The sequence below is a fragment of the Mycobacterium sp. IDUB_24 genome, from assembly GCF_055419385.1.
In genome coordinates this window covers 199,492-224,410 of sequence record NZ_JBVAXO010000003.1, presented here as the reverse complement: position 1 = coordinate 224,410, position 24,919 = coordinate 199,492, and the positions used below count along the sequence as shown (strand labels likewise).

The following is a 24,919-nucleotide window of genomic DNA, read 5'->3' as shown; positions in this document are numbered from 1 at the left end:
CGCTGCGCTCCTTGTCGGTACGCGGCGATACGGTGCGCGCAACACCGATCGAGAGGACGGTCAAGATGAGCGGAGTGCGGCAGGACAACTGGTCCTGGGCCGACGAGCCTTGCCCCGACCAGCCGGACACCGGCAGCGTGACCATCGACTGCGACGATTGCGCGGTAAAGGGGCCCGGATGCCAGGACTGCGTCGTCAGTGTTCTGCTCGGGGTTCCGGAAACTTTGCTAGATGACGAGCGTCATGCGCTGGAAGTGCTCGCTGACGTGGGCCTTGCGCCGCGGCTGCGGCTCGTTCCGATTCACCGGAACGGCAGATCTGGAGTCGCCTGACGACACGCAGCGCTTCGTCCACAGGAAAATATCCAGGGTTGGCTGTTAAATTTGCACCTTCTGTTGGACAAGCCCGATGCCGTTTCGTAACCTATCTGAGACCTAAGAGCAGTTCGAGGCGGCTCGCCATCGCCAGTTGTGAGGACGAAAACTTGAGGCACGACCGCGCGCACCGGCCCACAAGTCGTGTCAAGCGACCCATCGCAGGTGTGATAGCGGGCTTGATCTTGATACCCGGATTCCTCGCAGGGAGTTCGCAGGCCGATCCCGCCGACGATGCCATGGCAAAGCTCAATGAGCTGTCCCGTCAGGCTGAGCAGACCACCGAGGCCATGCACTCAGCCCAGCTCGACCTGAACAAAAAGGTTGCGGCACAAGAGGCTGCCGAGAAGAAGCACACCGACGACAGCTCGGCGGTCGAAGAGGCCAAGTCGGAGCTGGCAACCTTTCAAACTTCGGTCAACAAGGTAGCTGCAGCCCAGTACATGGGGGGGCGCACCTCCGGAGTGGACGCCATCCTGACCGCCGGCTCGCCGCAGCAGCTGATCGAGCAGCTCGCCGTGCAGCGGGTGATGGCGACCGAGATGTCGGCGCAGATGAAGAACTTCCGTTCGGTGGGCGAGAAGGCCGCAGTGATCGAGCGGGAGTCGGCCACATCGGCCGCCGAAGCCAAGACCGCCGCCGAGCAGGCCGCCGCCGTACGCGCCGACCTGCAATCCAAGCAAAGTCAGCTGCAGGTGCAGATCGCCATCGTCAAATCGCAGTACCAGGCGCTGAGCCCGGCTCAGCGTGAAGCGATGACGGCCCTGCCGCCGGCTCCGCCGGTGCCTGCGCCCGAGGCGTTGCCGCCGGCGCAGGATCCTGCCGTGTTGGCTGACCCGCCGAACGGCATCCCGCCTGGTGACGTCGCCCCGCCGGAAGGCGCCCTCCCGGGTGGAGGCGACGCGCATTCCGGCACCGTCATCCAGGCGGCGTTGAGCCGCATCGGCTCGCCTTACTCCTGGGGTGCAGCCGGTCCCAGCTCGTTCGACTGTTCGGGTCTGGTGATGTGGGCGTTCCAGCACGCCGGAATCTCGCTGCCACATTCCAGCCAGGCCATGGCCCGCGGTGGCCAGCCGGTGTCGTCTGACTCGATGCAGCCCGGTGACGTGGTGACTTATTACTCCGATGCCTCCCATGTGGGCATCTACATCGGCGACGGGATGATGGTGCACGCGTCGACGTACGGCACCCCGGTGCGGGTCGCCCCGGTCAACAATGCGCCGATCTATAACGTCCGCCGGTACTGAGGGCACTGAGAAATCCCGATAGCGGCGTCGCCCTGAGCGTCCGCAGGCGTCTGCTGGTCGCGCTGTTGCTGGTGGAGTTGGCACTGGCAGCGGCGCTGTTGTGGAAATCTGCACCGACCCCATCGCCGGAGTCGGCGGTGCCGTCGGACGTCGCCACCGTGCCCGGTACCCCAGCACCCGACCCGGTCACCGTGGCGGTGCTGCCCGACGGGCGCACCGCCCTGCTGCTCGCTCTCGGCGGCTCGCAGTCCCCGGCCCTGCTTCAACGGCTTGGCGCCGAACTTCCCGACGCAGCCACTGCGGTCACGGCGTTCTGGGGTCCGGACTGGCCGCGCGACATCGAGATCGCGGTCGCGGGCTCCGATCAGCAGTTCCGGGTGCTGGCCGGCGGAGCCGCCGACATCGCGGCGACCACTACGGCCCAGAGGATCATGTTCGCCCCCGGCGCCGCCGGCATGAGCCCGGCCGCGTTACGAATTGTTTTGCGCCATGAGCTGTTTCATTACGCAGCCCGGTCGCGGACCGCGGCCGATGCACCGCGCTGGCTCACCGAGGGAGTGGCTGACTACGTCGGCCGACCACCTGCCGCGCCACCCGGTCCGGCACAGGCGGCGGCACTGGCCCAGCTGCCCACCGATGCCGATCTCGACACACCCGGCGTGGCCCGCAGCCTGGCATACGACCGGGCGTGGTGGTTCAGTCGCTACGTCGCCGACGCCTACGGGGTTCCGAAGCTGCGTGAGCTGTATCTGCGTGCATGTGGACCCGATCATCCGGATGTGGCCACCGCGGTGCGAGAAGCGCTGGGCGCCGACCTCGACGACGTGGTTGCCGGTTGGCGTCGCTGGCTGACCGGATAACCTGTCGCCGATGGGGAGCACATGGCAGGGGATAGCGCGATGACGCGGGTTTTGTTGGTCACCAACGACTTTCCACCGCGGCGCGGCGGTATCCAGTCCTACCTGGAGGCGTTCGTCGGCGAGTTGATGCGCGACGGCCCACACCAGCTCACGGTGTACGCACCCAAGTGGAAGGGCAGCCCGGACTTCGATGGCCGGGCCGCCGCGGCCGGATACCAGGTGGTGCGGCACCCGACCACGCTGATGGTGCCCGAGCCGATGGTTGCGAACCGCATGCAGCGGCTGATCGCCGACAACGACATCGAGACGGTGTGGTTCGGGGCGGCCGCTCCGCTGGCACTGCTGGGGCCGCTGGCCCGGCGGGCCGGAGCCAGGCGTGTGGTGGCCAGTACCCATGGCCACGAGGTCGGCTGGTCGATGTTGCCGGTGGCGCGCGGCGCACTGCGCCGCATCGGAGACGACGCCGACGTCGTGACGTTCGTCAGCGACTACACCCGCGGCAGGTTCGCGTCGGCGTTCGGTCCCCGCGCGGCGCTGGAACGTCTGTCGCCCGGCGTCGACACCGACCGCTTCGTACCCGACCCGGTGGCCCGCGCCGAATTGCGTGCCCGCTACGGGCTGGGGCAGCGCCCGGTGGTCGTGTGCCTGTCCCGCCTGGTGCCGCGTAAGGGCCAGGACATGCTCATCCGTGCCTGGCCCACCATCCGGCGCCGCGTTCCCGACGCAGCGTTGGTCATCGTCGGCGGCGGACCGTATCTGCAGAGCCTGCAACAGCTCGCGCACACCCACGATGTGGCCGCCGACATCATCTTCACCGGTGCTGTGCCCGGCTCCGAACTGCCCGCGCACCATGCGATGGCCGACGTGTTCGCCATGCCGTGCCGGACCCGCGGGGCGGGCCTGGACGTCGAAGGGCTCGGCATCGTGTATCTGGAGGCCTCGGCGTGCGGTGTGCCGGTGATCGCCGGAACCTCTGGCGGGGCACCGGAAACCGTTCTGGACGGCCAGACCGGCACCGTCGTGGACGGCAATGATGTCGGAGTCGTCGCGTCCGCCATTTCCGATCTACTGGCAGATCCGGGACGCGCCGCCGCGATGGGAGCGGCCGGGCGGCACTGGGCCGTCGACAACTGGCAGTGGCGCTCCCAGGGCGCCAAGCTGACCGCGCTGCTGTCGGGCTGATCCTCGGATCAGCCCGACGATCGGGCCTAGATCAGCCGTAGAGCGCGGCGATGTCGGCGGCGAACTTCTCGGCCACGACCTTGCGCTTGACCTTGAGGGTCGGGGTCAGCTCGCCGGTGTCCTCGGTGAAATCGACCGGCAGGATCCGGAACTTGCGGATCGACTCGGCATGGGACACCGCCTGATTGGCGTTCTTGACCGCCAGGTCGATCTCGGCCAGCAGGTCCGGGTCCTCGGCGAGATCGCCGACCGAGGCGTCGCCGTCCTTACTGTTGCGCTGCTTCCACCCGGGGAACGCCTCCGGGTCGATGGTGATGAGTGCGGCGATGAACGGCTGCTGATCACCGACGGCCATGGCCTGACTGATCAACGGGTGGGCCCGCAGCCGGTCCTCCAACAGGGCCGGTGCGACGTTCTTGCCGCCGGCGGTGACGATGATCTCCTTCTTGCGCCCGACGATGGTGAGGAAACCGTCGTCGTCGATGGCGCCGAGGTCGCCGGTGTGGAACCACCCGTCGGTGAACACCGCATTGGTCTCGGCCTCGTTGCCCCAATAGCCGCTGAACACCACGCCGCCCTTGACCAGCAGCTCGCCGTCTTCGGCGATGCGCATGCTGTTGCCGGGCATCAGCTTGCCGACCGAGCCGACCTTGAGGTCGTTGACCCGGTTGACGGTGATCGCCGCGCTGGTCTCGGTCAGCCCGTAGCCCTCGTAGATGCTCAGTCCCACACCACGATAGAAGTGGCCCAGCCGCGCGCCGAGCGGTGCGCCGCCGGAGATCGCGGCGCGGCATTCGCCACCGAGGGCGGCGCGCAGCTTGCCGTAGACCAGCTTGTCGAACAATGCGTGCTTGACCCGCAGAAGCAGGCCTGGACCACCGGTGTCCTGGGCTTTACTCCACTCGATCGCAGTGTCGGCGGCGATCGAGAAGATCTTGCCCTTGCCGTCGTTGCGGGCGTTCTGCTCGGCGGTGTTGTAGACCTTCTCGAACACCCGGGGCACCGAGACCACCAGGGTCGGTTTGAACACACCGAAAGTCGGGACGAGGTTCTTGATGTCGCTGGTGAAGCCGAGGGTGACCTTGTTGGCGAAGGCCGCGATGGTGATGGCCCGGGCCAGCACGTGGGCCAGCGGCAGGAACACCAGCATCCGCTCACCCTTGGCCAGCTCGGCGGGGAAGCAGGCCTTGGCTCCGTTGATCTCGTACAGCAGGTTCGAGTGGGTCAGCTGGCAGCCCTTGGGCTGGCCGGTGGTTCCCGAGGTATAGATCAGGGTGGCCGGGTCGGCCGAGCGAATTCCGGCCAGGCGCTTGTCGAGCTCGGCGGCGTCGACGGATTTACCGGCCTCGGCCGTGGCCTCCAGGGCAGGCGTGCCGGTGCCGTCGATCTGCAACACCTTGCGCAGTTCGGGCAGCTGGCCGCGGAGCTGTTCCACGGTCTCGGCGTGCGCGTCGGACTCGGCGAAGATGATCTTGGCCGCGGAGTTGTCGAGGACGAACCGGACCTGCTCGGCCGACGAGGTCTCGTAGATCGGCACCGTCACTGCGCCGACCGACAGGATCGCGAAGTCGATGATCGGCCACTCGTAGCGAGTGGCCGACAGGATCGCCACCCGATCGCCGGGCTGGATGCCCTCGGCGATCAGGCCGAGGGCGACCGAACGAATCTGGTCGGCCGCTTCGGCACAGGTCACATCGGTCCAGGTGCCGTTGACCAGGCGCCGGAAGATTACGTGGTCGGGGCTGTCGGCCGCGTGCGCGGATACCGAGCTGACGATGTTGTCGTGCTCGCCGACGGCAAACGACGCGGGGACGCTGTACTCCCGCATTGACTCACGCACTATCTTGCCCTCCAGGCTTGTGATACCGGCTTTGCGGGTCAGCCTAGTCGGCCGCGGTAGGCAGGTGATCGCGCATGTGTGAAGCTAGTCCGCGATGAACAGCATTCAGATCGCCGACGAGACGTTCGTCTGCGCCGATCCGGTCGCCGTGGGCGCCGCGGTTGCCGACCCCGCCGGCTGGCGGCGGTGGTGGCCCGACCTGGTGCTCAAGGTCGTCGAGGATCGTGCCGAAAAGGGCCACCGCTGGAATGTGACCGGTGCGTTGACCGGCACCATGGAGGTCTGGCTGGAGGAGGTGATGGACGGCGTGGTGCTGCATTACTTCCTGCACGCCGAACCGTCCGGCGCCACGGCAAAGGACTTGGCCGGCATGGATCTGGCGAAGGTGAACCACCAACGCCGCGTGGCGGGCAAGACGATGGCTTTCGGGATCAAGCAGCGGTTGGAGGCGGCACGCCCGGTCGGGGTGTCCCGCCTGGCCTGAGATCTGGCGCGTTTGAGCGGGTCTATCTGCGGGAGGGTAGATTTCTCGGCGAGAGCCAGGCGCCCCCGCGGGGTGGGGGAGAATAGGCATCCCTGCGGGGCGGGGAGAAGGGTGTGGCGGTGGCCGACAAGACGACACAGACCATCTACATCGACGCTGATCCGGTGACGGTGATGGACGTCATCGCCGATATCGGCTCCTACCCGGAGTGGGTGGCCGAATACAAGGAGGCCGAGGTCCTCGAGACCGACGCTCAGGGCAATCCCCAGACCGCCAGGCTGGTGCTCGATGCCGCGGTACTCAAGGACACCATGGTGCTGGCCTACGTGTGGCCTGCCGACCGCACGTCCGTGACCTGGTCGCTGGTATCCAGTTCGTTGCTGCGATCTCTTCAGGGGGCATATCGCTTGGCGCCCAAGGGCTCCGGCACCGAGGTGACCTATGAACTCTCGGTAGATCTGGTCATCCCGATGATCGGCCTGCTCAAGCGCAAGGCCGAGCGGCGGCTCACCGACACCGCGCTCAAAGATCTAAAGAAACGAGCAGAGGGCTGAGTGACTTCGCCGGATGGGAGCGCACGGACCCCCGCCAGAATCAGCCTGTTCGTCGGCAAGGGCGGGGTAGGTAAGTCGACGCTCGCGACCGCCACCGCGGTCCGTGATGCCGCGTCCGGGCAGCGGGTTCTGATCGTGTCCACCGATCAGGCGCATTCCACCGGAGACGTCCTCGGGATCGCGCTCGCCCCCACGGGACAGCGGGCCCCCACCCGCGTCCTCAGCGATCTGGAAACCGGCCTGACCGATGCAGGTGGCGTCCTGGACGCACTCGCTCTCGACACACTGGCGCTACTGGGTGCGCGCTGGGTGGAGACGGCCGGTCCGCTGGCAGCCCGGTTCCCCGAGTCCGATCTGGGGGACGTTGCCCCTGAAGAACTTTCGGCACTTCCTGGAATCCAGGAAGTCCTCGGGCTGCACGAGGTGGGTGAGCTCGCCGATTCCGGGCGCTGGGATCACGTGGTGGTGGACTGCGCCTCGACTGCGGATGCGCTGCGGATGCTGACGTTGCCTGAGACCTTCGGCCTCTATCTGGAGCGGGCCTGGCCCCGGCACCGCCGACTGTCGGGTTCGCCCGATGCGGTGAGTGCGGCCATCGTCGCCCTGATCGAACGCGTCGACGCCGGTATCCGCCGGCTCGGCACCCTGCTCACCGACGGCTCACGGGTGAGCGCATATCTGGTGCTCACCCCCGAGCGGGTGGTGGCCGCAGAGGCCTCGCGAACCTTGGGATCGCTTGCCCTGATGGGCGTCGAGGTGGCCGAGATAATCGTCAATCAGATTCTGGTGCAAGATGATTCGTTCGAGTACCAGAATCTGCCGGCGCATCCCGCGTTCGACTGGTACACCGAGCGGATCGCCGAGCAGCAGACCGTGCTCGACGAACTCGACACCACGATCGGTGACGTGCAGCTGGTGCTGGTTCCACACGTGCCCGGCGAGCCGATCGGTCCCAAGGCGCTGGGGGAGCTGATCGACAGTGCTCGGCGGCGCGACGGATCGCCGCCGCCCGGACCACTGCGACCCATCGTCGACCGTGAGTCGGGGTCTGGACTCGAAGCGGTGTACCGGTTGCGGTTAGAGTTGCCGCAGATCGATTCGGCCGGCCTCACGCTGGGCCGCGTCGATGACGACTTGATCATCGGAGTCGCAGGCATGCGTCGCCGTGTGCGGTTGGCCTCCGTCCTGCGTCGGTGCATCGTGACGGATGCCCAATTGCGAGGTGGCGAGCTGACTGTTCGCTTTCGTCCGAACCCGGAGGTGTGGCCGGCATGACGGGGTCTCATCCCGAGCTGGGTTCGGAGCTGCGGCAATTGGCGCAGGACATCCTGGACCGGCTGGATCCGGCGGTCCGGTTGGCGGCGGCCAACTTCGCGGCGTCGGCCGACAGCGAACCCGGCAAATGCCAGCAGGTGTGGTGCCCGGTGTGTGCGCTGGCGGCGGTGGCCAACGGCGAGCAGCATCCGTTGCTGTCGGTCATCGCCGAGCACAGCGTGGCCTTGCTGACGGTGATCCGCGCGGTCTTGGACGACGACCGAGCTGATGGAACCGACGGGGGCGGTTCGGGCCCCGATGGAGATAGCCCGGGCCCCGACGGTGGTCCGGACGGGCCTCCGCCCGCCGATTACCCGCCCCCGCCGCCTCCCGGCCGCTACCAGCACATCCCGGTCACCGTGGAGGGCCCAGCAGACTGAGACACCGCTGAGACTCAGCAGGCATCCAGGGCTTGATGTGGTAGCCACAACATGGCCTGGGTACAGTTGTCGCAGAGCGTTGCGCGGTGCGCCCGAGGTGGAGGGTCCATGTGGTATTGGCTGTTCAAGTACATCCTGTTGGGCCCAATGCTGGCCGTCCTCGGCCGGCCGAAAATCACTGGGCTGGAACATGTCCCGAGTGACGGCCCGGCCATCCTGGCCAGTAACCACCTGGCGGTGATGGACAGCTTCTACCTGCCGCTGGTGGTCAACCGCCGCATCACGTTCCTGGCCAAGCAGGAGTACTTCACCGGCACCGGGATCAAGGGCCGCATCCTGGCCTGGTTCTACACGGTGGCCGGTCAGGTGCCGATCGACCGCACCGATGCGGACTCGGCGCAGGCGGCTCTGGTGACCGCCACGCGGATTCTCGGCGAGGGCAAGCTGCTCGGGATGTACCCCGAGGGCACCCGTTCCCCCGATGGGCGCCTCTACAAGGGCAAGACCGGACTGGCCCGGTTGGCGCTGGAGACCGGCGTGCCGGTGATCCCGGTCGCCATGATCGGGACCGATGTCGTCAACCCCCCGGGGTCGAAAGGCCTGCGGTTCGGCCGGGTCGAGGTCAGGTTCGGCAAGCCGATGGACTTCAGCCGGTTCGACGGCCTCGCCGGCAACCGCTTCATCGAGCGCGCGGTGATCGACGAGGTCATGTACGAGCTGATGGATCTGTCGGATCAGGAATACGTCGACATCTACGCTGCCACGCTCAAGGAGTCTGCGCAGCAGACCAACGGCCAGCCGGCCGAGGCAGACAAGCCCGCGTCCCGGTTACCGCACGCCGCAGCGGGTTAGGGGCTGGATCAGGCGGCTTCGCCGCCGCTGAGACGGACCAGCGGGGCGGCGGGCGCCGTGGTGGTCTGGCCCGTCCTCGAAGCGGGCACGAGCCCGATGACGGCGATGACCGCGAGCGCCCACCACAGGTAGGCGTCACCGGCCAGCTGACGCATCACCGATGCGGCGGTTTCGTGGTGCGGGGTCAACAACGCGATGGGCGTCCACACCATCAACGCGAGTCCGATGAGGGTCACCAGGGCCAGGGCGAGGGCAGGCAGAAGGTACTGGCGCATCCGGTAGGCGAGCACGCCGGTCACCAACAGGGTGGGCAGTGACCAGACCCAGTGGTGCGACCACGAAACCGGCGAGACCACCAGGCCGAACATCGCCACGCAGATCAGGGCTACCACCGGAGCCTCATCGGCGCCCGTGCGCAGGGCACGCCGGGAGGCCCAGACCGTCAGAGCCAACACCGCGAAGCAGGCGACGACCCACAATGCGAACCGCGGGCCCTCGGAAAGGCCGAGGCGGGCCAGAGTGCCTGCGATGTTCTGGTTGGTATTGAGCGTGGCCGTACCGATCCGGTCGGTGTTGCGCACCGTCTCGGTCCAGTACTCGATCGAGTCGGTCCAGGCCAGGACGAACCCGGCCAGTGTCGCTGCCACCGCGGCCACGGCGGTCCGCAGCAGTGCGTGGATATCGCGGCGCAACAGGAAGTACAGCAGGAACACCGCGGGGGTGAGCTTGAGCGCGATCGCCACACCCAACAGCACACCGCGCGGCCACGGCGTGCGGCGCGGAACGCAGTCGGCGACGACCAGCGTCATGAGCACGACGTTGATCTGCCCGAACTCGAAGTTCGACCGGATCGGCTCCAGCCAGATGACTGCTGGTGCCACGAGCGCAGTGGCCAGCCAGCAGCGCCGCAGCCAGGCGGGTTCGGAGGTGATCGTGGTGTCCGGCCAGACGTTCAGCCGGGTCAGCACGATCATCATGGAGACGATCAGCAGGATCAGCGTGGTGGCGGTGATCGCGACACTCGCCGCAGGCAACGAGAGCCAGGCGAACGGGGCGAACATGATCGCCGCGAGCGGCGGATAGGTGAAGGGGAGGTCCAGGCCGCCCTGGGTGTGGAAGATGGCGCCGTCGGCGTACAGCGGCTGGTTGTCCAGCCACGCGCGCCCGCCCATCCGGTACACGTCGATGTCGATGCGATAGGGCACGTGCCCCAGAAGCCTCCAGCCGACCAGGATCAACCCGGCAGCAGTGAGCAACTGAAAAAGCCGCCACCCGATCGTCGGTGCCCAACCAGCCCCGCCGGGCGACTGCCGCTTACTCATGTCCTCAACAGACTATCGGGGGCCACCCCCGGACGGCGCATCCGCACTCGCGACGCGCGCACGTCGGCGTAAGTTCTCTGTCCGTGCATGCGACCGTTCACCTCGATTTCCTCAGCCGCGATCGCCTGCCGTTGCTGTGCTGCCTGGTGGCGTTCATTCTCACGTTCTTCGTGACGCGTCTCGTGGTGCGTTACATCCGCCGGAACGCCGGCAGCAACCGGCCGCCGAGGTGGTGGCAGCCCCGCAACATGGGGCACGGATCCGTGCACATCCACCACATGGTGATCGGCGTCGTGCTGGTGATGGCCTCTGGCGTGACGATGGTGACGCTCGCGGTCAACGGCGGTGTAGCCGAGTTCACCGTGGCCGCGGTGTTCTTCGGCATCGGTGCGGCCCTGGTGCTGGACGAGTTCGCACTGATCCTGCATCTGTCGGACGTGTACTGGGCCGAGGACGGCCGCACCTCGGTGGATGCGGTGTTCGCCGCGGTCGCGGTGGCGGGGCTGTTGATCCTGGGTTTCAATCCGCTGTCATTCTTTGATATCGATATCTGGCGCGAGGACCAATCGCCGGCCGTGCGGGCATTCGTGGTCACGGTTGCGGTACTGACGCTGCTCCTGGCGGTGGTGGTGCTGCTCAAAGGCAAGGTGTGGACTGGATTGGTGGGCATGTTCATAACCCCGTTGTTGTTCGTCGGGGCGGTTCGGCTGTCGCGGCCGCATGCGCCGTGGGCGCGTTGGCGCTACACCGGCCATCCACGCAAGATGCACCGCGCGCTGGAGCGGGAGCGCTGGCTGCGCCGTCCCGTGGTGCAGGCCAAGCTGTGGTTGCAGGACGCGATCACCGGCATGCCGAAGTTCCCCGACGACGCCACCGTCGACGCGCAACTGGACCGTGAGATCCACGCCGCCCCCGCGCCGGCGTCCACCACGGACACCACGGAGCGGACCGGGCGGATCGGCTGATGCGCTACTTCTACGACACCGAGTTCATCGACGACGGTCGCACCATCGAGCTGATCTCGATCGGCGTCGCCGCAGAGGACGGCCGCGAGTACTACGCGATCTCGACGGAGTTCAACCCGGACCGGGCGGGCCGGTGGGTGCGCAAGCACGTGCTGCCCAAGCTGCCGTCCCCGGCGTCGAAGCTGTGGCGGTCACGGCGACAGATCCGGTCGGAGCTCGAGGATTTCTTCAACATCGACGGTGACGAGCCGATCGAGCTGTGGGCGTGGGTGGGCGCCTACGACCACGTGGTGCTGTGCCAGTTGTGGGGCCCCATGACCGATCTGCCTCCGGCGATGCCGCGGTTCACCCGCGAACTGCGCCAGTTCTGGGAGGACCGTGGATCACCGCGGATGCCCGCGAAACCGACCGATGCGCACGACGCGCTCGTCGACGCCCGGCACAATCTGAACCGGTTCCAGTTGATGACGGGGATCGGGCTCGCACCGGCGCGGGAATCGGGCACCACACAACCCTGAAAACGGCCATTCACCGGCGGCTACCATGAACGGGTGAACTGGACCGTCGACATCCCCATCGACCAGCTGCCACCACTGCCTCCGCTGACCGACGAGCTGCGTCAACGGCTCGATGCGGCGCTGGCCAAGCCGGCGGTGCAGCAGCCAAGCTGGGACCCGGACGCGGCGAAGGCCATGCGTACGGTGCTGGAGAGCGTGCCGCCGGTGACGGTGCCGTCGGAGATCGAGAAGCTCAAGGGTCTGCTGGCCGACGTCGCCCGTGGCGAGGCCTTCCTGCTGCAGGGCGGCGACTGCGCCGAGACTTTCGTCGACAACACCGAGCCGCACATCCGGGCCAACGTCCGCACACTGCTGCAGATGGCTGTGGTGCTGACCTACGGCGCCAGCATGCCGGTGGTCAAGGTGGCCCGCATCGCCGGTCAGTACGCCAAACCGCGGTCGGCCGATCTCGACGCGCTCGGCCTGAGGTCCTACCGCGGTGACATGATCAACGGCTTCGCTCCGGACGCCGCGGTGCGTGAGCACGACCCGTCCCGGTTGGTACGGGCCTATGCGAATGCCAGCGCCGCGATGAACCTGGTGCGCGCCCTGACGTCCTCCGGGTTGGCGTCGTTGCACCTGGTGCATGACTGGAACCGCGAGTTCGTCCGGACTTCGCCGGCCGGAGCTCGCTATGAGGCGTTGGCCGGGGAGATCGACCGGGGCCTGAAATTCATGTCCGCCTGCGGGGTGGCCGACCGCAATCTGCAGACTGCCGACATCTTCGCCAGCCACGAGGCTCTGGTGATCGATTACGAGCGTTCGATGCTGCGGCTTGCCGATCCCGCCGAGAATCCGGACGGGCCGCCCAAGCTCTACAACCAGTCGGCGCACTACCTGTGGATCGGTGAGCGCACGCGTCAGCTCGACGGTGCCCATGTGGCGCTGGCCGAGGTGATCGCCAACCCGATCGGGATCAAGCTGGGGCCGACCACGACGCCGGAGATGGCCGTCGAGTACGTGGAGCGGCTGGATCCCAACAATGAGCCCGGCCGGCTGACCCTGGTGACGCGGATGGGCAACAACAAGGTGCGTGATCTGCTGCCGGCGATCATCGAAAAGGTCCAGGCGACGGGCCACCAGGTGATCTGGCAGTGCGACCCGATGCACGGCAACACCCACGAGAGCTCGACCGGCTACAAGACCCGCCACTTCGACCGCATCGTCGACGAGGTGCAGGGGTTCTTCGAGGTGCACCACACGCTGGGTACGCACCCGGGCGGCATCCACGTCGAGATCACCGGAGAGAACGTCACCGAATGTCTCGGTGGGGCGCAGGACATCTCGGATTCGGATCTGGCCGGCCGCTACGAGACCGCGTGCGATCCGCGGCTCAACACCCAGCAGAGCCTGGAGTTGGCGTTCCTCGTCGCGGAGATGCTGCGCGGCTAGCTAGATCAGTGCGGCCACGTTGCTGCCCAGCGTCCACGCTGCGGCGGCGACCAGGCCGGTCAGGGTGAGGACCGCGACCACCCAGAACGCGAGCGCACGTCGGGCACGTTGGCGGGCCCAGTGGAACTCGCTCATTTCGATACCGGCGAATTGCCTTGCCCCGAATGAATATTCGTCCGCTTCGGGATCGGCGGGGATCGGCGCCCAGTCGTGCTGGTCGCGGGTGATCTCGCGGGTGGGCTGACGCGGTGCGGGAGCCGCCGGCGGCGGCACCGAGGGGGACGGTGGAGCGGCCGTCACGACTGTCGTCGTCTCGGCACGGCGACCGTCGGGCTCACCGAGGTCGTGCACACGGGTGGCGGCCAGGTGCTGCGCCGAATGCTGCGGTGCGGGCACGCGGAACGAGGGCAGGCCGAGTTCCTCGACGATCTCGGCCAGTTCGGCCCGCATGGCGTCGGCGTCGGCGAAGCGCTGTCCCGGATCGCGTGCGGTGGCGCGGCGCACGAGCTGGTCGAATTGCGTTGGCACCCCCGCGATTACCGCGCTCGGTGCGGGCACATCGTTATCCATGCGCTGATAGGCCACGGTGAGCGCCGAGTCTCCTGTGAACGGTGTGACGCCCGTCAGCAATTCGTAGGTGAGAATGCCGACGGCATACACATCGCTGCGTGGGTCGGCGTCGCCGGTGCTCACCTGCTCGGGGGACAGGTAGGCCGCGGTGCCCAGGATCACGCTCGTCGAGGTGATCTTGGCCTCGGCGACGGCGCGCACCAGGCCGAAGTCGGCGATCTTGACCTCCCCGGCGTCGGAGATCAGGACGTTCTCGGGCTTGACGTCGCGGTGCACGAGGCCGGCGCGGTGGGCCACCGCGAGCCCGCCGAGTACCGGTGCCAGCACCGCAGCGACCGCGTGTGGGGGCATCGGGCCGCGTTCGGCCAGCAGTTCACGGAGCGTGCCGCCCTCGATCAGCTCCATCACCAAGAAGGGGGGTTGGCCTCCGGCCCCGCCGCCGCCCTGGTCGTAAACCGCAACCAGTCCAGGGTCCTTCAACCGGGCCACAGCCTTGGCCTCGCGCCCGAACCTGGTCAAAAAGTGGCTGTCGCCGCTGTAGCGGGAGTCCATCACCTTGAGCGCCACCGGGCGGTCCAGGCGGACGTCGAGGCCGCGGTAGACCGTGGACATGCCGCCGGTGGCGATGGCGGTGTCCACGCGATAGCGCCCGTCGAGCATGGTGCCGACGAGTGGATCCGATTGCTGCTCCACCGGACACATGTTACGAGTCGTGGGCGTGGTCCTAGAATCAGTGCGGTGAGCAGCATTCCGGTCGCCGATGACGTCCTGGACCCCGACGAGCCCGTATACGACCTACCGACGGTGTCGGGTTTGCTCGGTATTCCGGTCACCAAGGTCCATCAACAGTTGCGCGACGGGCAGTTGATTGCCGTGCGCCGCGACCGCGTCATGGTGGTGCCGCAGATCTTCTTCGATGGCGACGGTCATGTGGTCAAGCACCTGCCCGGCCTCCTGATCGTGCTGCGCGACGGCGGCTTCCGCGACACCGAGATCGTGCGCTGGTTGTTCACCCCGGACGAGTCGCTGACGATCACCGCCGACGGTCGCACCGAGCAGGTCTCCAATGCCCGCCCGGTCGACGCTCTGCATTCCCACCAGGCACGTGAGGTGCTGCGTCGCGCCCAGGCGCTAGGTTACTGACGGCTGGTTCTCAGCCGCCGGCTCCGGCGCGGGCGTCTCGGGTGCGCGGTACAGCGAGTACCACGCCACCACTGCGCATGCCGTGGTCAGCAGGACGTGCGCCCATGAGTACATGCCATGTGCCCCATCGGGTTTCCACATCACCATGATCCACGTGGAGAGCCCGGCCACCACCGCGATGGCGGGCCGGGTCTGGATCAGGGCGGCCGCGACGGCCAGCGGCCAGGTGTAGTACCAGGGCAGCGCAGCCGGAACGAACAACACGACCACTGCCATGGCCAGGGCGGTGCCGGTGAGGGCTTCGCGGTCGGTGTGCCGGTAGCGCCACCACAACAGCGGCAGCGCGACCACGATGGTGAGGATGCCGATGATGCGGGTGACCTCGAGCACGGCGTAGAAGTTGACGGGGAAGATCAGGCCGCCGATCGCGTTGATCAGGTTGGCGGCGGCCGTGGGCACGGTCAGCCAGTTGATGATCTTCACGTTGCCGGCCGCCAGGGCGGACAGCCAGCCCAGGCCGACGCCGGCCAGCCATGACATCACCGCGAACACTGCGGCGAGGATCGCCATGGAAGCGGCAGTCGCCAGGACGAATGCCCGCACCGGCGGGTGGTCGTGGCGGTCACGAAGCTGCCGCGTCCACACCCATACGACGAACGGAAGTGCCAGTCCTGCGGTCGCTTTGACCGCGACGGCCATGGCGATCAGGCCGACGCCCCAGACGGGGCGGTGTCGGAACGTGAGTGCGATGCCGGCCATCATGAGCCCGACCATCAGCATCTCGTTGTGCACGCCGCCCATCAGATGGATGATCACCAGCGGGTTGAGCACGCAGACCCACAGGGCTGTGGCCGGACTTGCGCCGATGTGGCGGGCGACGCGCTGCGTCGCCCAGATCAGCAATACCAGGCCGGGCAGCATGCACAGCCGCAGCAGCATGGTGCCGGCCACGACGTCGTCGCGCACCAGCATCGTGACGAACTTCGCGACGAGGATGAAGGCCGGTCCGTAGGGCGCGGTGGTCGTCGTCCAGATCGGGCTCACGTTGTCCAGCAGGAGGTTCGGATTCTCCACCGGCCCCACCACGTAGGGGTCGAAGCCGTCGCGCAGCAATGCCCCCTGGGCGAGGTATGAATAGGTGTCCCGGCTGAACAGCGGCACGCTCAACAGCAGTGGCGCCAGCCAGAAACCTGTCGTGGCGACCATGGTGTATTCGGTGGCGGTGCGGTCGATCACGCGCCGGCCCAGCCACAGCCACGCGATCAGCATCACTGCGATGCCAACCCACAGCAGGATCGAGGACAGCACCAGGCCATGGCCGAATCGCAGCCAGGACAGGTGCAGTGACTCCAGGAGCGGGTCGTGCAATCGGGTGCTGCCCGCGCCGAGCCCGCCGATGGTCAGCAGGGCAGCACCCAGGAAACCCAGCCGGGCGGGGCGGGCATCGGCGGACACCGCGAATGCGGCCAGGCGTGAGACGTGTTGCGCGATCCCGGAGCTCGGGGTCTCGGTCGGTGTGTGTGTCATGACGTGCGGGCTGTGCTCCTACGCCGACCGGTTCGCCGCGAACCGGGCGATCTCGGCCAGGCCGGTTTTTGCCTGTGAGTGAATGGGGGCGGCGGCCAGCGTGTCCAGGGCGCGGTTGGTCAGCAGCTCGATGTGCGCCTCGACCGCGGCCAGGGCGCCTACTGATTCGATGGCCCGGCACAGGTCACCCACCTGGGCGTCGGACAGCACGGTGCCCACCGAGGTGCGCAGCAGCTCTGCGGCGGCGGGGTCGGATTTGTCGGCGAGCTCGAGTGCCTCGGCCAGCAGCACCGTGCGCTTGCCGGATCGCAGGTCGTCGCCGGACGGCTTGCCGGTCACCGCCGGATCGCCGAACACTCCGAGCACGTCGTCGCGGAGCTGGAAGGCGACGCCCAGGTCGTTGCCGACTTGGTGGAAGATCTGCTGGACGTCGGGTCGGTCGGCGGCCGCGGCCGCGCCCAGCTGCAGTGGCCGGGTCACGGTGTATGACGCGGTCTTGTAGGTGTTGACGTTCATCGCCGAGGCCACCGATTCGGCACCGCTGGATTCCGCGACGATGTCGAGGTACTGGCCGCCGAGCACCTCGGTGCGGATGTGGCGCCAGACCTGTTGGACGCGCTGCTGCGCGTCGGCCGGGATGTCGGCCGAGGCGACGATGTCGTCGGCCCAGGACAACGCCAGGTCGCCGGCCAGGATGGCCGCCGACAAACCGAACTGCCGCGACGAACCGTGCCAGTTGCGTTCGCGGTGCCGGTCGGCGAACACCCGGTGCACGGTGGGCAGGCCGCGGCGGGTGGCCGAATCATCGATGACGTCGTCGTGCACCAGGGCGCAGGCCTGCAGCAATTCCAGCGCCGCGAACAATCTCAACACATCGGGGCCGGCGGGGCGGTCGGCCGGATCGATCACTGCGCGCCAGCCCCAATAGGCGAAGGCCGGGCGCATCCGCTTGCCGCCGCGGAGCACGAATTCTTCGAGGGCCTCGGTCAGCTCGGCGTAGTCGGTTCCGATGTACTCGGAGTCGCGGCGGCGCTCACGCAGGTAGTCGCGCAATTGGTCGGTGACGGCCCCGGCCAGCTCGACGGTTGACGGAGCCGATGTTTGCACGCTCAGCGCCCGCCCCTTTCTGTCGTCAACGGTGTGTCCCCGAGTGTGCATTCAGCGTAGAGCGTGCCGCGCGTTTTGTACCAAGTGAGGGCGGCGTAGCAATGTGCTCGGTGGGGACGGTGCGCGGTCAGTCGCTCCCGGCGACCGGGTCACCCGGTTTCGGGGAGGTGTCCCGGCTCATCCAGGCCAAGGCGCCGATCACGCCGGCCACCAGGAATGCGCCGACGATGAGCCAGATGGTCGCGGTGGTGAAGGACCGGGCGCTGGGATCGGTGTAGCGGGCCTGGGCGTTCATGGTGCTGACGATTCCGGGCCGCAGTTTCCATTCCACGATCGAGGAACTCACCTGATCGCCGTTGGTCGAGGTGACTTCGCCGGGGAACGACACCGTCAGCAGGACGTCGGCCTGTGGATCGTTGAGCGAGGTGAGGTCCACCCGGCCGTCCAGGATCACCAGGTCACCGGCGCGGCGCAGGGAGATGTCGACTCCGGCGGCATCCCGGCTCATGCCGGCCAGCTGGGGTAGTTCGGCGAAGGTGAGGTCGGAGAACACCGCCTGGGAACCGACGAAGTCGTCCCGGCTGTACTCCGAGACGGCGACCTTCGTGGCGAACGGGAGGTTGTTCAGCAGTTGCGGGCCCTTGTCGTCGGAGTCCCGCGGCTTGGCTGCGGCGATGATCTGACCGGACACCCGGTCGTCGGGGGAGACCGTGATCGAGGTGCGGACGCGGACGCAGCCCACCGCCATGGGCAGGATCAGCAACAACATCACCAACGTGAGCAGACGGGTCCGGCTGTTACGTCTGGGAGGGCGGCTGGCTACTCGGACGTGCACGCTGGTCATCGTGCCAGATCTCACAACGGCAGTGGGCGACCGAGGATGGCGAACGGCCGGGGGTCGCCGGCGAAGTGGTAGCCGCGGATGACGTCGGTGAAGCCCAGCCGCCGGTACAACCGCCACGCCCGATTGGCCTCGCCGTTGATCTCAGGAGTCGACAACAGCACGTGAGACTCATCCCGTCCGGCCAGCAGTCGCCTGGTCAGAGCCTCGCCGAGGCCCTGTCCTTGGGCGCGGGGCTCGATGTGCAGCTCGGTGAGTTCGAAGTAGCTGGCCATCAGGTCGGCGATCTGTCCGGGGTTGGTGCCCATTCTCTGCAGGCCGGAGATGACCTGCTGCTGCCACCACTGCTCCGGCGCGCCGCTGTAGCCGTATGCGATGCCGTTCAGCGGTGCGTCGAGCAGATCTGCGCGGTCTGGGCCCGCGCCGGATCCGGGATCGGCTTCGGGGGCCTCGACCGCGGCCACGCATTTCCAGCCGGCGCGCCGGGTGTGTTCGAGCCACAGTGCGGCGCGTTGGTCCTCGGTCCCGCGGGGGTAGCGCATGGCGTCGACGTACACGCGCAGTGCCTCGGGAAGCCGGCGCTTCATATCGTCCGGCGACAGATCGATGAGATACGTCGCCAATGCCTTCGCCCTTCGCCCGTCCGGTGTCCTGCCTGATTCATTATCTTCAGCATTATCCGGCTGAGAGATGGTCGGTCCCGTCGACCCGAGCTATCTCACGACGACCTACAATCGACGGCGAACAAGGTGGTACGGCTCGGATCGACCTCGTATCATTAGGGTTAGGTGCCCGTGATTGCGGGCACGTGAAATCTTGAAAAGCGACGGCGGCGTCGGCAAGGAGGGACGAATGCCACTCTCCGATCATGAGCAGCGCATGCTCGACCAGATCGAGAGCGCGCTCTATGCCGAGGATCCCAAGTTCGCCTCGAGCGTTCGCGGTGGGTCCTTGCGCGCGCCATCGGCTCGGCGCAGGCTTCAGGGCGCACTGCTCTTCGTGGTGGGCCTGGCTCTGCTGGTAGTCGGTGTCGCGGTGAAAGCCACCATGATCGGTGGATTCCCGATCCTGTCGGTGGTGGGTTTCGTGGTGATGTTCGGTGGCGTGGTGTTCGCCATCACGGGTCCGCGCGTGACGGGTGGCCCGGGGCGTGCGGCCCAGGGGTCCGGCAATGCGCCGCGGCAGCGTCGTCAGCGCGGCGGGTCCTTCACCACTCGAATGGAAGATCGGTTCCGACGCCGGTTCGACGACTGAGCCGTCAGGCGCCGTAAGCAGTAAGGGGCAGCCCGTAACGGGTTGCCCCTTTTTTTGTGTGTCGTCGGGTGGCCGGGCCAGGTGTCGGGGTGGGTCCAGCGACACGCCGGGCGTAGGAGTCCCGCGCCCCTTGTGGGGCAGTGTGGGGGAGAGTCGCGGATTCTCAGGGAATTTCGCCCCACAACCCCCCACCCTTTCGCCGCAGGTGTCTACCTGCGGTTTTTCTGTTTCTCTGGCCCCCGTCTGAGTGCGAAGGCGCGCTGAGGGCGCAGTTCTGGGCGGTTCGAGTGGGGCCGCCGCCCAAACGTGGCGCATTAAATGGAGCAAAGTGGGGGATCGTGGGGTAAAGTGGCGGCCAACGGGGAAATCGGAGCCCCGTTCGGAGGGCAGAAGGCCTGGCCTGGATCTCACAAGCGACTCGGGATCCGAACCGGGTGGCGGGAGGTGTCCAGATGTTTCTGGGTACCTACACGCCCAAGCTCGACGACAAGGGGCGGCTCACGCTGCCCGCCAAGTTCCGCGACGTACTGGCAGGAGGGTTGATGGTCACGAAGAGTCAAGATCACAGCCTGGCCGTGTACCCGCGGGACGAGTTCGAGGAACGCGCACGCAAAGCGGTGGAGGAGGCCAAGGCGCATCCGGAACGTCGCGCGCAGTTGCGGGTATTCGCCGCGGCCGCCGACGAACAGCGCCCGGACAGTCAGGGTCGGATCACCCTGTCGGCGGATCACCGTCGCTACGCAAACCTGTCCAAGGAATGTGTGGTCATCGGGTCGGTCGACTACCTGGAGATCTGGGATGCCGACGCGTGGCAGTCCTACCAGCAGACCCACGAAGAAAACTTCTCCGCGGCCACCGATGAAACTCGTGACGTTCTCTGATGGTGCCGCTGATACGGCCCGTCAACCGGCGGCCGGCCTGGACTTAGCCCGTGCAGCGAGGCCTCTGCCCGAATTGGCCCTGGCGTACTTCCCCGACGCCAGGTCCGTTAATTCGGTCAGAGACCCCGGTGCAGGGGCCATTCCGAGCGGAGGTGTTTCAGCGGTGCCAGATTCCCCAGATCAGTCCGACTCCCGGGGCCACGGCCACATCCCGGTTCTGCTCGACCGCTGCGTCGAGTTGCTGGCCCCCGCGCTCACCCGTCACCACACCGACGGGACGGACGCAGTGTTGGTGGACGCCACGCTCGGCGCGGGCGGCCACTCCGAACGCTTTCTGACCGACTTTCCCGGTCTCCACGTGATCGGCCTGGACCGTGACCCCAACGCGCTCGGCATCGCCGGTGCCCGCCTGGCGCCGTTCGGTGACCGGATGCGGCCGGTGCGGACCCGCTATGACGGAATCGCCGGGGCGATCGCGGAATCCGGCTTCACCCGAATCGACGGCGTGCTGTTCGACCTGGGCGTTTCCTCGATGCAGCTCGATCAGACCGAACGCGGCTTCTCCTACTCGACGGACGCGCCGCTGGACATGCGGATGGATCCCGACGCGCCGTTGACGGCCGCGGACATCCTCAACACCTACGACGCCAAGTCGATCGCGCGGATTCTGCGTGACTTCGGCGAGGAGCGCTTCGCCGGCCGCATTGCCGACAAGGTCGTCAAACGGCGTGCACTGCAACCATTTTCGACAACCCGTGAGCTGGTGGAGCTGCTCTACGAGGCGATCCCGGCACCGGCCCGCCGTACCGGAGGGCATCCGGGTAAGCGCACCTTCCAGGCGCTGCGGGTGGCGGTCAACAGCGAACTGGATTCGCTGCGCGTCGCACTGCCTGCCGCGCTTGCCGCGCTGACCGACGGCGGACGGATCGTGGTGATGTCGTATCAGTCGCTGGAGGATCGGATAGTCAAGCAGGCGTTCGCCGCGGCGACGGCATCGCGGACCCCACCCGGCCTGCCCATCGAACTACCCGGCCATGAACCCGAATTCGTCACGTTGACCCGCGGAGCCGAGAAGGCCCGCCAAGTCGAGATCGATCGCAATCCGCGTAGCGCTCCGGTGCGGCTGCGGGCACTGGAAAAGGTTGGGGGAGAGGGCAACTCATGAAGGTCAAACGGCCCGAACAGCTGCGCGAGGCAGACCGCAGGCGTCCGGTGCGTCAACCCGCGCGAGGTGGCGGGCGGCGCACCGATCAGGCCCCGCCGCGCAAGCGGCGGCCTGGTTCCGAACAGCGGCCCGCGCGTACGGCACCGAATGCCGGGCCGATTCAGCGGCCGGGCACCCGTCCGGCCCGGCCCAAGAGTGCCAGCCAGGCCAAGGCACGGGCGAAGGCCCGTAAAGCCAAGGCTCCGAAGGTAGTCCGTCCGCCACTGCGGGTTCGGCTGAGGGAACGTCTGCTGGTCCGGCTGGCCTCGATCGAGCTGAACCCGCGCGTGCTGGTCTCCCGTGTCCCGTTCGTCGTGTTGGTGATCGCGGCGCTGGGTCTGGGACTCGCGGTCACGCTGTGGCTGTCGACCGGTTCGGCCGAGCGGTCCTACCAATTGGGCCATGCCCGCCAGGTCAATCAGGGCCTGCTGCAACAGAAAGAAGCGCTGGAACGTGATGTGCTCGAGGCGCAGGCCGCACCGGCGCTGGCCGAGTCTGCCCGCAATCTGGGAATGATCCCGTCGCGCGATACCGCACACCTGGTGCAGGATGCTGCCGGCAACTGGACCGTCGTCGGCACCCCCAAGCCGGCCGAAGGGGTGCCTCCACCCCCGTTGAACACCCCGCTGCCCGAGGAAGCCCCGCCGGCCCCGCCCGCGGCCCCGGCTCCGCGGGTGGTCGATCCGCGGGAGCTGACGGTACGGACGCCGCGCCCGGGTTCCCTTGCTATTCCGGGTATCCCGGTCCCGCCGGCCGACGCACCTCATGGTGTGCCGGGAGCCGTTCCGCCGGTGCCGGGGCCGGTCCTACCGGGACCGACTGCGCCGGCACCGAACGTTCTCGCGATGCCGGCGCCCTTGGCAGCGCCCGCGCCGGTTGACACAGCGCAGTTTGCACCGCAACAGATCACCGATCCGACGCACATGCCCACCGCCGGCGTGCCGACCGCGCCCGGACCGGTCCTGCCGGAACCGGCCGTGCCTGCACCGGTCGCGCAGGCACTTGCCGCTCCGGCCCCAGGCCCCGCCGTTCCGCTGGAGCAGTTCAGCCCACCGGCGGCCCCGGCGGCACATGTCCCGGCTGCCGGCGTCAACGCGCAGGCGCCGGCCGCATGAGCCGCCGCCCGGGCCGCCAGGGTCAGTCGCCCAAGCCGCAGCGGGCCAAGAAGGCCTCGCCTGGTCCAGGGCATGAGGCCCGCGACCGCCGTACGCGGGTTGCTGCCGCCGAAACAGGCTTGCGCAGCTCGTCGTTCGTGTTCCGGCATCGCACCGGGAACCTCGTCATGCTCGCGGTGTTGGTGATCGCGGCGGTGCAGCTGTTCACGCTCCAGGTGCCCAGGGCGGCGGGCCTGCGCGCCGAAGCGGCCAGCCAGCTCAAGGTCACCGACGTGAACCCGGCAATGCGAGGCAGCATCGTCGACCGCAATGACGACAAGCTGGCGTTCACCATCGAGGCCAAGGCGCTGACATTCCAGCCGGTCCGGGTCCGCAAGCAGCTCGCCGAGGCCAAGGCCAAATCCAGTGAGGCGCCGGACCCGGATCGCCGGCTCTCGGACATCGCCAAGGAGATCGCCACCCGGCTGGACAACCGGCCGGACGCCAAGACGGTGCTCAAGAAGCTCAGGAGCAACGAGACTTTCGTGTATCTGGCCCGCGCGGTGGATCCCGCGATCGCCGGCGCCATCATGGACAAGTTCCCCGAAGTCGGTGCCGAGCGCCAGGATCTGCGCCAGTACCCGGGAGGTTCGCTGGCCGCCAATATCGTCGGCGGCATCGACTGGGACGGTCACGGCCTGCTGGGACTGGAGGATTCGCTCGACGCGGTGCTGGCAGGCTCCGATGGTTCGGTCACCTATGACCGGGGTTCGGACGGTGTGGTCATCCCGGGCAGCTACCGAAACCGGCACGACGCGGTCAACGGCTCCAATGTGCAGCTGACCCTCGATGACGACATCCAGTACTACGTCCAGCAGCAGGTGCAGCAGGCCAAGGACGCTTCGGGCGCCAAGAATGTCTCGGCGGTGGTGCTCGACGCGAAATCCGGTGAAGTACTGGCGATGTCGAACGACAACACGTTCGACCCGAGCCAGGATCTCGGTCGGCAGGACAGTCGGCAGATGGGCAACCTGCCGGTGTCCTCACCGTTCGAGCCCGGCTCGGTGAACAAGATCATCACGGCCTCCGCCGCGATCGAGTACGGTCTGGCCAATCCGGACGAGGTGCTGCAGGTACCCGGATCGATCGACATGGGCGGCGTCACCGTCCGCGACGCGTGGAACCACGGCGTGATGCCGTACACGATGACCGGCGTGTTCGGGAAGTCGTCCAACGTGGGCACCCTGATGTTGGCCCAGCGCGTGGGCCCGGATCGGTTCTACGACATGGTGCGCCGGTTCGGGCTGGGTCAGCGCACCGGCGTCGGCCTGCCGGGCGAGAGCTCGGGTCTGGTGCCGCCCGTGGATCAGTGGTCGGGCAGCTCGTTCTCCAACCTGCCCATCGGACAGGGTCTTTCGATGACGCTGCTGCAGATGACCGGGATGTACCAGACGATCGCCAACGACGGGGTGCGCATGCCGCCGCGGATCATCAAGTCCACGATTGCCCCCGATGGCACCCGGACCGATGAGCCACGGCCCGAAGGGGTTCGGGTGGTCACACCGGAGACCGCCCGCACGGTACGCAACATGTTCCGCGCCATCGTCCAGCGTGATCCCATGGGCGCGCAGCAGGGGACCGGCCCGCAGGCCGGGGTCGAGGGCTACCAGATCGCCGGCAAGACCGGTACGGCGCAGCAGATCAATCCGGCGTGCGGCTGCTACTACGACGACGTCTACTGGATCACCTTCGCCGGCTTGGCGCCTGCCGATGATCCGCGCTATGTCGTCGGCATCATGATGGACGCACCGCACCGCGCCGCGGACGGCTCACCGGGATCCTCGGCGGCACCGTTGTTCCACAACATCGCCTCGTGGCTGCTGCAACGCCACAACGTCCCGTTGTCGGCCGATCCGGGGCCGCGGTTGACCCTGCAGGCGACCTGACCGCGATAGTCGTGGGTGGTGCGGTCGGC

The 24,919-nt window shown here is 67.6% G+C and carries 25 protein-coding genes; 18 read left to right on the top strand and 7 right to left on the bottom strand.

Going from position 1 to position 24,919, the window contains the following annotated elements; genetic code table 11:
• Positions 1–65: 65 nt before the first annotated feature.
• The 4 genes from ACZYZF_RS13565 to pimB all read left to right on the top strand — a co-directional run bounded on the left by ACZYZF_RS13565 (position 66) and on the right by pimB (position 3,663).
• On the top strand, positions 66–332 hold the full coding sequence (locus tag ACZYZF_RS13565) for a hypothetical protein (RefSeq protein WP_463835968.1): 267 nt from the start codon (positions 66–68) through the stop codon (positions 330–332).
• Between the two features lie 152 nt (positions 333–484).
• On the top strand, positions 485–1,621 hold the full coding sequence (gene ripC / locus ACZYZF_RS13560) for a peptidoglycan hydrolase RipC (RefSeq protein ID WP_463746725.1): 1,137 nt from the start codon (positions 485–487) through the stop codon (positions 1,619–1,621).
• Between the two features lie 137 nt (positions 1,622–1,758).
• A complete protein-coding gene (locus ACZYZF_RS13555; RefSeq protein ID WP_463836170.1) occupies positions 1,759–2,481 on the top strand; it encodes a peptidase in 723 nt (240 codons plus the stop codon).
• Between the two features lie 39 nt (positions 2,482–2,520).
• Positions 2,521–3,663, top strand: a complete 1,143-nt coding sequence (gene pimB, locus ACZYZF_RS13550) for a GDP-mannose-dependent alpha-(1-6)-phosphatidylinositol monomannoside mannosyltransferase (RefSeq protein ID WP_463836169.1) — start codon at positions 2,521–2,523, stop codon at positions 3,661–3,663.
• A 31-nt stretch (positions 3,664–3,694) separates the two neighbouring features.
• Here pimB and ACZYZF_RS13545 read toward each other — a convergent pair whose 3' ends face one another.
• A complete protein-coding gene (locus ACZYZF_RS13545) occupies positions 3,695–5,491 on the bottom strand; it encodes an AMP-dependent synthetase/ligase (RefSeq protein ID WP_463835967.1) in 1,797 nt (598 codons plus the stop codon).
• 106 nt (positions 5,492–5,597) lie between these two features.
• Here ACZYZF_RS13545 and ACZYZF_RS13540 point away from each other — a divergent pair, with 106 nt between their 5' ends.
• The 5 genes from ACZYZF_RS13540 to ACZYZF_RS13520 all read left to right on the top strand — a co-directional run bounded on the left by ACZYZF_RS13540 (position 5,598) and on the right by ACZYZF_RS13520 (position 9,087).
• Positions 5,598–5,987 (top strand): polyketide cyclase / dehydrase and lipid transport, encoded by a 390-nt coding sequence (locus ACZYZF_RS13540; RefSeq protein ID WP_463746726.1) that lies wholly within the window; start codon positions 5,598–5,600, stop codon positions 5,985–5,987.
• A gap of 119 nt (positions 5,988–6,106) precedes the next feature.
• On the top strand, positions 6,107–6,541 hold the full coding sequence (locus ACZYZF_RS13535; RefSeq protein WP_463746727.1) for an SRPBCC family protein: 435 nt from the start codon (positions 6,107–6,109) through the stop codon (positions 6,539–6,541).
• Positions 6,542–7,816: an ArsA family ATPase gene (locus ACZYZF_RS13530; RefSeq protein WP_463746728.1), complete on the top strand. Its 1,275-nt coding sequence runs from the start codon at positions 6,542–6,544 to the stop codon at positions 7,814–7,816.
• The gene (locus ACZYZF_RS13525) at positions 7,813–8,235 is read left to right on the top strand and encodes a hypothetical protein (RefSeq protein WP_463835966.1); all 423 of its coding nucleotides are present in this window, start codon (positions 7,813–7,815) and stop codon (positions 8,233–8,235) included. The genes ACZYZF_RS13530 and ACZYZF_RS13525 overlap by 4 nt, the downstream gene beginning before the upstream one ends.
• Before the next feature lie 108 nt (positions 8,236–8,343).
• Entirely contained in the window at positions 8,344–9,087 is a 744-nt protein-coding gene (locus tag ACZYZF_RS13520; RefSeq protein WP_463746730.1) for a lysophospholipid acyltransferase family protein, read from the top strand.
• 8 nt (positions 9,088–9,095) lie between these two features.
• On the opposite strand, the gene ACZYZF_RS13515 is transcribed toward ACZYZF_RS13520, so the two are convergent.
• Positions 9,096–10,409, bottom strand: coding sequence for a glycosyltransferase 87 family protein (locus tag ACZYZF_RS13515; RefSeq protein ID WP_463746731.1), 1,314 nt, complete (start codon positions 10,407–10,409; stop codon positions 9,096–9,098).
• Between the two features lie 83 nt (positions 10,410–10,492).
• On the opposite strand from ACZYZF_RS13515, the gene ACZYZF_RS13510 reads away from it, so the two are divergent.
• Genes ACZYZF_RS13510 through ACZYZF_RS13500 form a run of 3 tightly spaced genes read left to right on the top strand, consistent with a single transcriptional unit; the run spans position 10,493 to position 13,323 of the window.
• Entirely contained in the window at positions 10,493–11,374 is an 882-nt protein-coding gene (locus tag ACZYZF_RS13510) for a hypothetical protein (protein WP_463835964.1), read from the top strand.
• The gene (locus ACZYZF_RS13505; protein ID WP_463746733.1) at positions 11,374–11,892 is read left to right on the top strand and encodes a polyadenylate-specific 3'-exoribonuclease AS; all 519 of its coding nucleotides are present in this window, start codon (positions 11,374–11,376) and stop codon (positions 11,890–11,892) included. The genes ACZYZF_RS13510 and ACZYZF_RS13505 overlap by 1 nt, the downstream gene beginning before the upstream one ends.
• A 33-nt stretch (positions 11,893–11,925) precedes the next feature.
• The gene (locus tag ACZYZF_RS13500; protein WP_463746734.1) at positions 11,926–13,323 is read left to right on the top strand and encodes a class II 3-deoxy-7-phosphoheptulonate synthase; all 1,398 of its coding nucleotides are present in this window, start codon (positions 11,926–11,928) and stop codon (positions 13,321–13,323) included.
• On the opposite strand, the gene ACZYZF_RS13495 is transcribed toward ACZYZF_RS13500, so the two are convergent.
• The gene (locus tag ACZYZF_RS13495) at positions 13,324–14,595 is read right to left on the bottom strand and encodes a protein kinase domain-containing protein (protein WP_463835962.1); all 1,272 of its coding nucleotides are present in this window, start codon (positions 14,593–14,595) and stop codon (positions 13,324–13,326) included.
• 36 nt (positions 14,596–14,631) lie between these two features.
• Between ACZYZF_RS13495 and ACZYZF_RS13490 the strand changes: the two genes are divergently transcribed.
• On the top strand, positions 14,632–15,036 hold the full coding sequence (locus tag ACZYZF_RS13490; RefSeq protein WP_463746736.1) for an Rv2175c family DNA-binding protein: 405 nt from the start codon (positions 14,632–14,634) through the stop codon (positions 15,034–15,036).
• On the opposite strand, the gene ACZYZF_RS13485 is transcribed toward ACZYZF_RS13490, so the two are convergent.
• The 4 genes from ACZYZF_RS13485 to ACZYZF_RS13470 form a co-directional block, all read right to left on the bottom strand.
• On the bottom strand, positions 15,025–16,563 hold the full coding sequence (locus ACZYZF_RS13485) for an alpha-(1->6)-mannopyranosyltransferase A (RefSeq protein ID WP_463746737.1): 1,539 nt from the start codon (positions 16,561–16,563) through the stop codon (positions 15,025–15,027). The two genes, ACZYZF_RS13490 and ACZYZF_RS13485, sit on opposite strands and share 12 nt — an antisense overlap.
• 18 nt (positions 16,564–16,581) lie before the next feature.
• Positions 16,582–17,670, bottom strand: a complete 1,089-nt coding sequence (gene idsA2, locus ACZYZF_RS13480) for a bifunctional (2E,6E)-farnesyl/geranyl diphosphate synthase (protein ID WP_463835961.1) — start codon at positions 17,668–17,670, stop codon at positions 16,582–16,584.
• A 127-nt stretch (positions 17,671–17,797) separates the two neighbouring features.
• On the bottom strand, positions 17,798–18,514 hold the full coding sequence (locus ACZYZF_RS13475; RefSeq protein WP_463746739.1) for an LppM family (lipo)protein: 717 nt from the start codon (positions 18,512–18,514) through the stop codon (positions 17,798–17,800).
• An 11-nt stretch (positions 18,515–18,525) separates the two neighbouring features.
• On the bottom strand, positions 18,526–19,134 hold the full coding sequence (locus ACZYZF_RS13470) for a GNAT family N-acetyltransferase (protein WP_463746740.1): 609 nt from the start codon (positions 19,132–19,134) through the stop codon (positions 18,526–18,528).
• A 229-nt stretch (positions 19,135–19,363) separates the two neighbouring features.
• Between ACZYZF_RS13470 and ACZYZF_RS13465 the strand changes: the two genes are divergently transcribed.
• From ACZYZF_RS13465 to ACZYZF_RS13445, 5 genes are all read left to right on the top strand, one after another.
• The gene (locus ACZYZF_RS13465; RefSeq protein WP_463746741.1) at positions 19,364–19,765 is read left to right on the top strand and encodes a DUF3040 domain-containing protein; all 402 of its coding nucleotides are present in this window, start codon (positions 19,364–19,366) and stop codon (positions 19,763–19,765) included.
• 452 nt (positions 19,766–20,217) lie between these two features.
• Positions 20,218–20,646 (top strand): division/cell wall cluster transcriptional repressor MraZ, encoded by a 429-nt coding sequence (gene mraZ, locus ACZYZF_RS13460; protein WP_463746742.1) that lies wholly within the window; start codon positions 20,218–20,220, stop codon positions 20,644–20,646.
• On the top strand, positions 20,624–21,811 hold the full coding sequence (gene rsmH / locus ACZYZF_RS13455) for a 16S rRNA (cytosine(1402)-N(4))-methyltransferase RsmH (protein WP_463746743.1): 1,188 nt from the start codon (positions 20,624–20,626) through the stop codon (positions 21,809–21,811). Before mraZ ends, rsmH begins: the two co-directional genes overlap by 23 nt.
• Positions 21,808–22,965, top strand: coding sequence for a cell division protein FtsL (ftsL, locus tag ACZYZF_RS13450; protein ID WP_463835959.1), 1,158 nt, complete (start codon positions 21,808–21,810; stop codon positions 22,963–22,965). Before rsmH ends, ftsL begins: the two co-directional genes overlap by 4 nt.
• Entirely contained in the window at positions 22,962–24,890 is a 1,929-nt protein-coding gene (locus tag ACZYZF_RS13445) for a peptidoglycan D,D-transpeptidase FtsI family protein (RefSeq protein WP_463835958.1), read from the top strand. Before ftsL ends, ACZYZF_RS13445 begins: the two co-directional genes overlap by 4 nt.
• Positions 24,891–24,919 lie beyond the last annotated feature (29 nt).

Bases quoted from the DNA above. Each gene is read 5' to 3' on its own strand.
- ACZYZF_RS13545 (WP_463835967.1), bottom strand. From the start codon at position 5,491: ATGCGGGAGTACAGCGTCCCCGCGTCGTTTGCCGTCGGCGAGCACGAC.
- ACZYZF_RS13520 (WP_463746730.1), top strand. From the start codon at position 8,344: ATGTGGTATTGGCTGTTCAAGTACATCCTGTTGGGCCCAATGCTGGCC.
- ACZYZF_RS13475 (WP_463746739.1), bottom strand. From the start codon at position 18,514: ATGACCAGCGTGCACGTCCGAGTAGCCAGCCGCCCTCCCAGACGTAAC.
- ACZYZF_RS13565 (WP_463835968.1), top strand. From the start codon at position 66: ATGAGCGGAGTGCGGCAGGACAACTGGTCCTGGGCCGACGAGCCTTGC.
- ACZYZF_RS13445 (WP_463835958.1), top strand. From the start codon at position 22,962: ATGAGCCGCCGCCCGGGCCGCCAGGGTCAGTCGCCCAAGCCGCAGCGG.
- ACZYZF_RS13485 (WP_463746737.1), bottom strand. From the start codon at position 16,563: ATGACACACACACCGACCGAGACCCCGAGCTCCGGGATCGCGCAACAC.
- ACZYZF_RS13540 (WP_463746726.1), top strand. From the start codon at position 5,598: ATGAACAGCATTCAGATCGCCGACGAGACGTTCGTCTGCGCCGATCCG.
- ACZYZF_RS13495 (WP_463835962.1), bottom strand. From the start codon at position 14,595: ATGTGTCCGGTGGAGCAGCAATCGGATCCACTCGTCGGCACCATGCTC.
- ACZYZF_RS13515 (WP_463746731.1), bottom strand. From the start codon at position 10,409: ATGAGTAAGCGGCAGTCGCCCGGCGGGGCTGGTTGGGCACCGACGATC.
- mraZ (WP_463746742.1), top strand. From the start codon at position 20,218: ATGTTTCTGGGTACCTACACGCCCAAGCTCGACGACAAGGGGCGGCTC.
- ACZYZF_RS13465 (WP_463746741.1), top strand. From the start codon at position 19,364: ATGCCACTCTCCGATCATGAGCAGCGCATGCTCGACCAGATCGAGAGC.
- ACZYZF_RS13525 (WP_463835966.1), top strand. From the start codon at position 7,813: ATGACGGGGTCTCATCCCGAGCTGGGTTCGGAGCTGCGGCAATTGGCG.
- pimB (WP_463836169.1), top strand. From the start codon at position 2,521: ATGACGCGGGTTTTGTTGGTCACCAACGACTTTCCACCGCGGCGCGGC.
- ftsL (WP_463835959.1), top strand. From the start codon at position 21,808: ATGAAGGTCAAACGGCCCGAACAGCTGCGCGAGGCAGACCGCAGGCGT.
- ACZYZF_RS13505 (WP_463746733.1), top strand. From the start codon at position 11,374: ATGCGCTACTTCTACGACACCGAGTTCATCGACGACGGTCGCACCATC.
- rsmH (WP_463746743.1), top strand. From the start codon at position 20,624: ATGAAACTCGTGACGTTCTCTGATGGTGCCGCTGATACGGCCCGTCAA.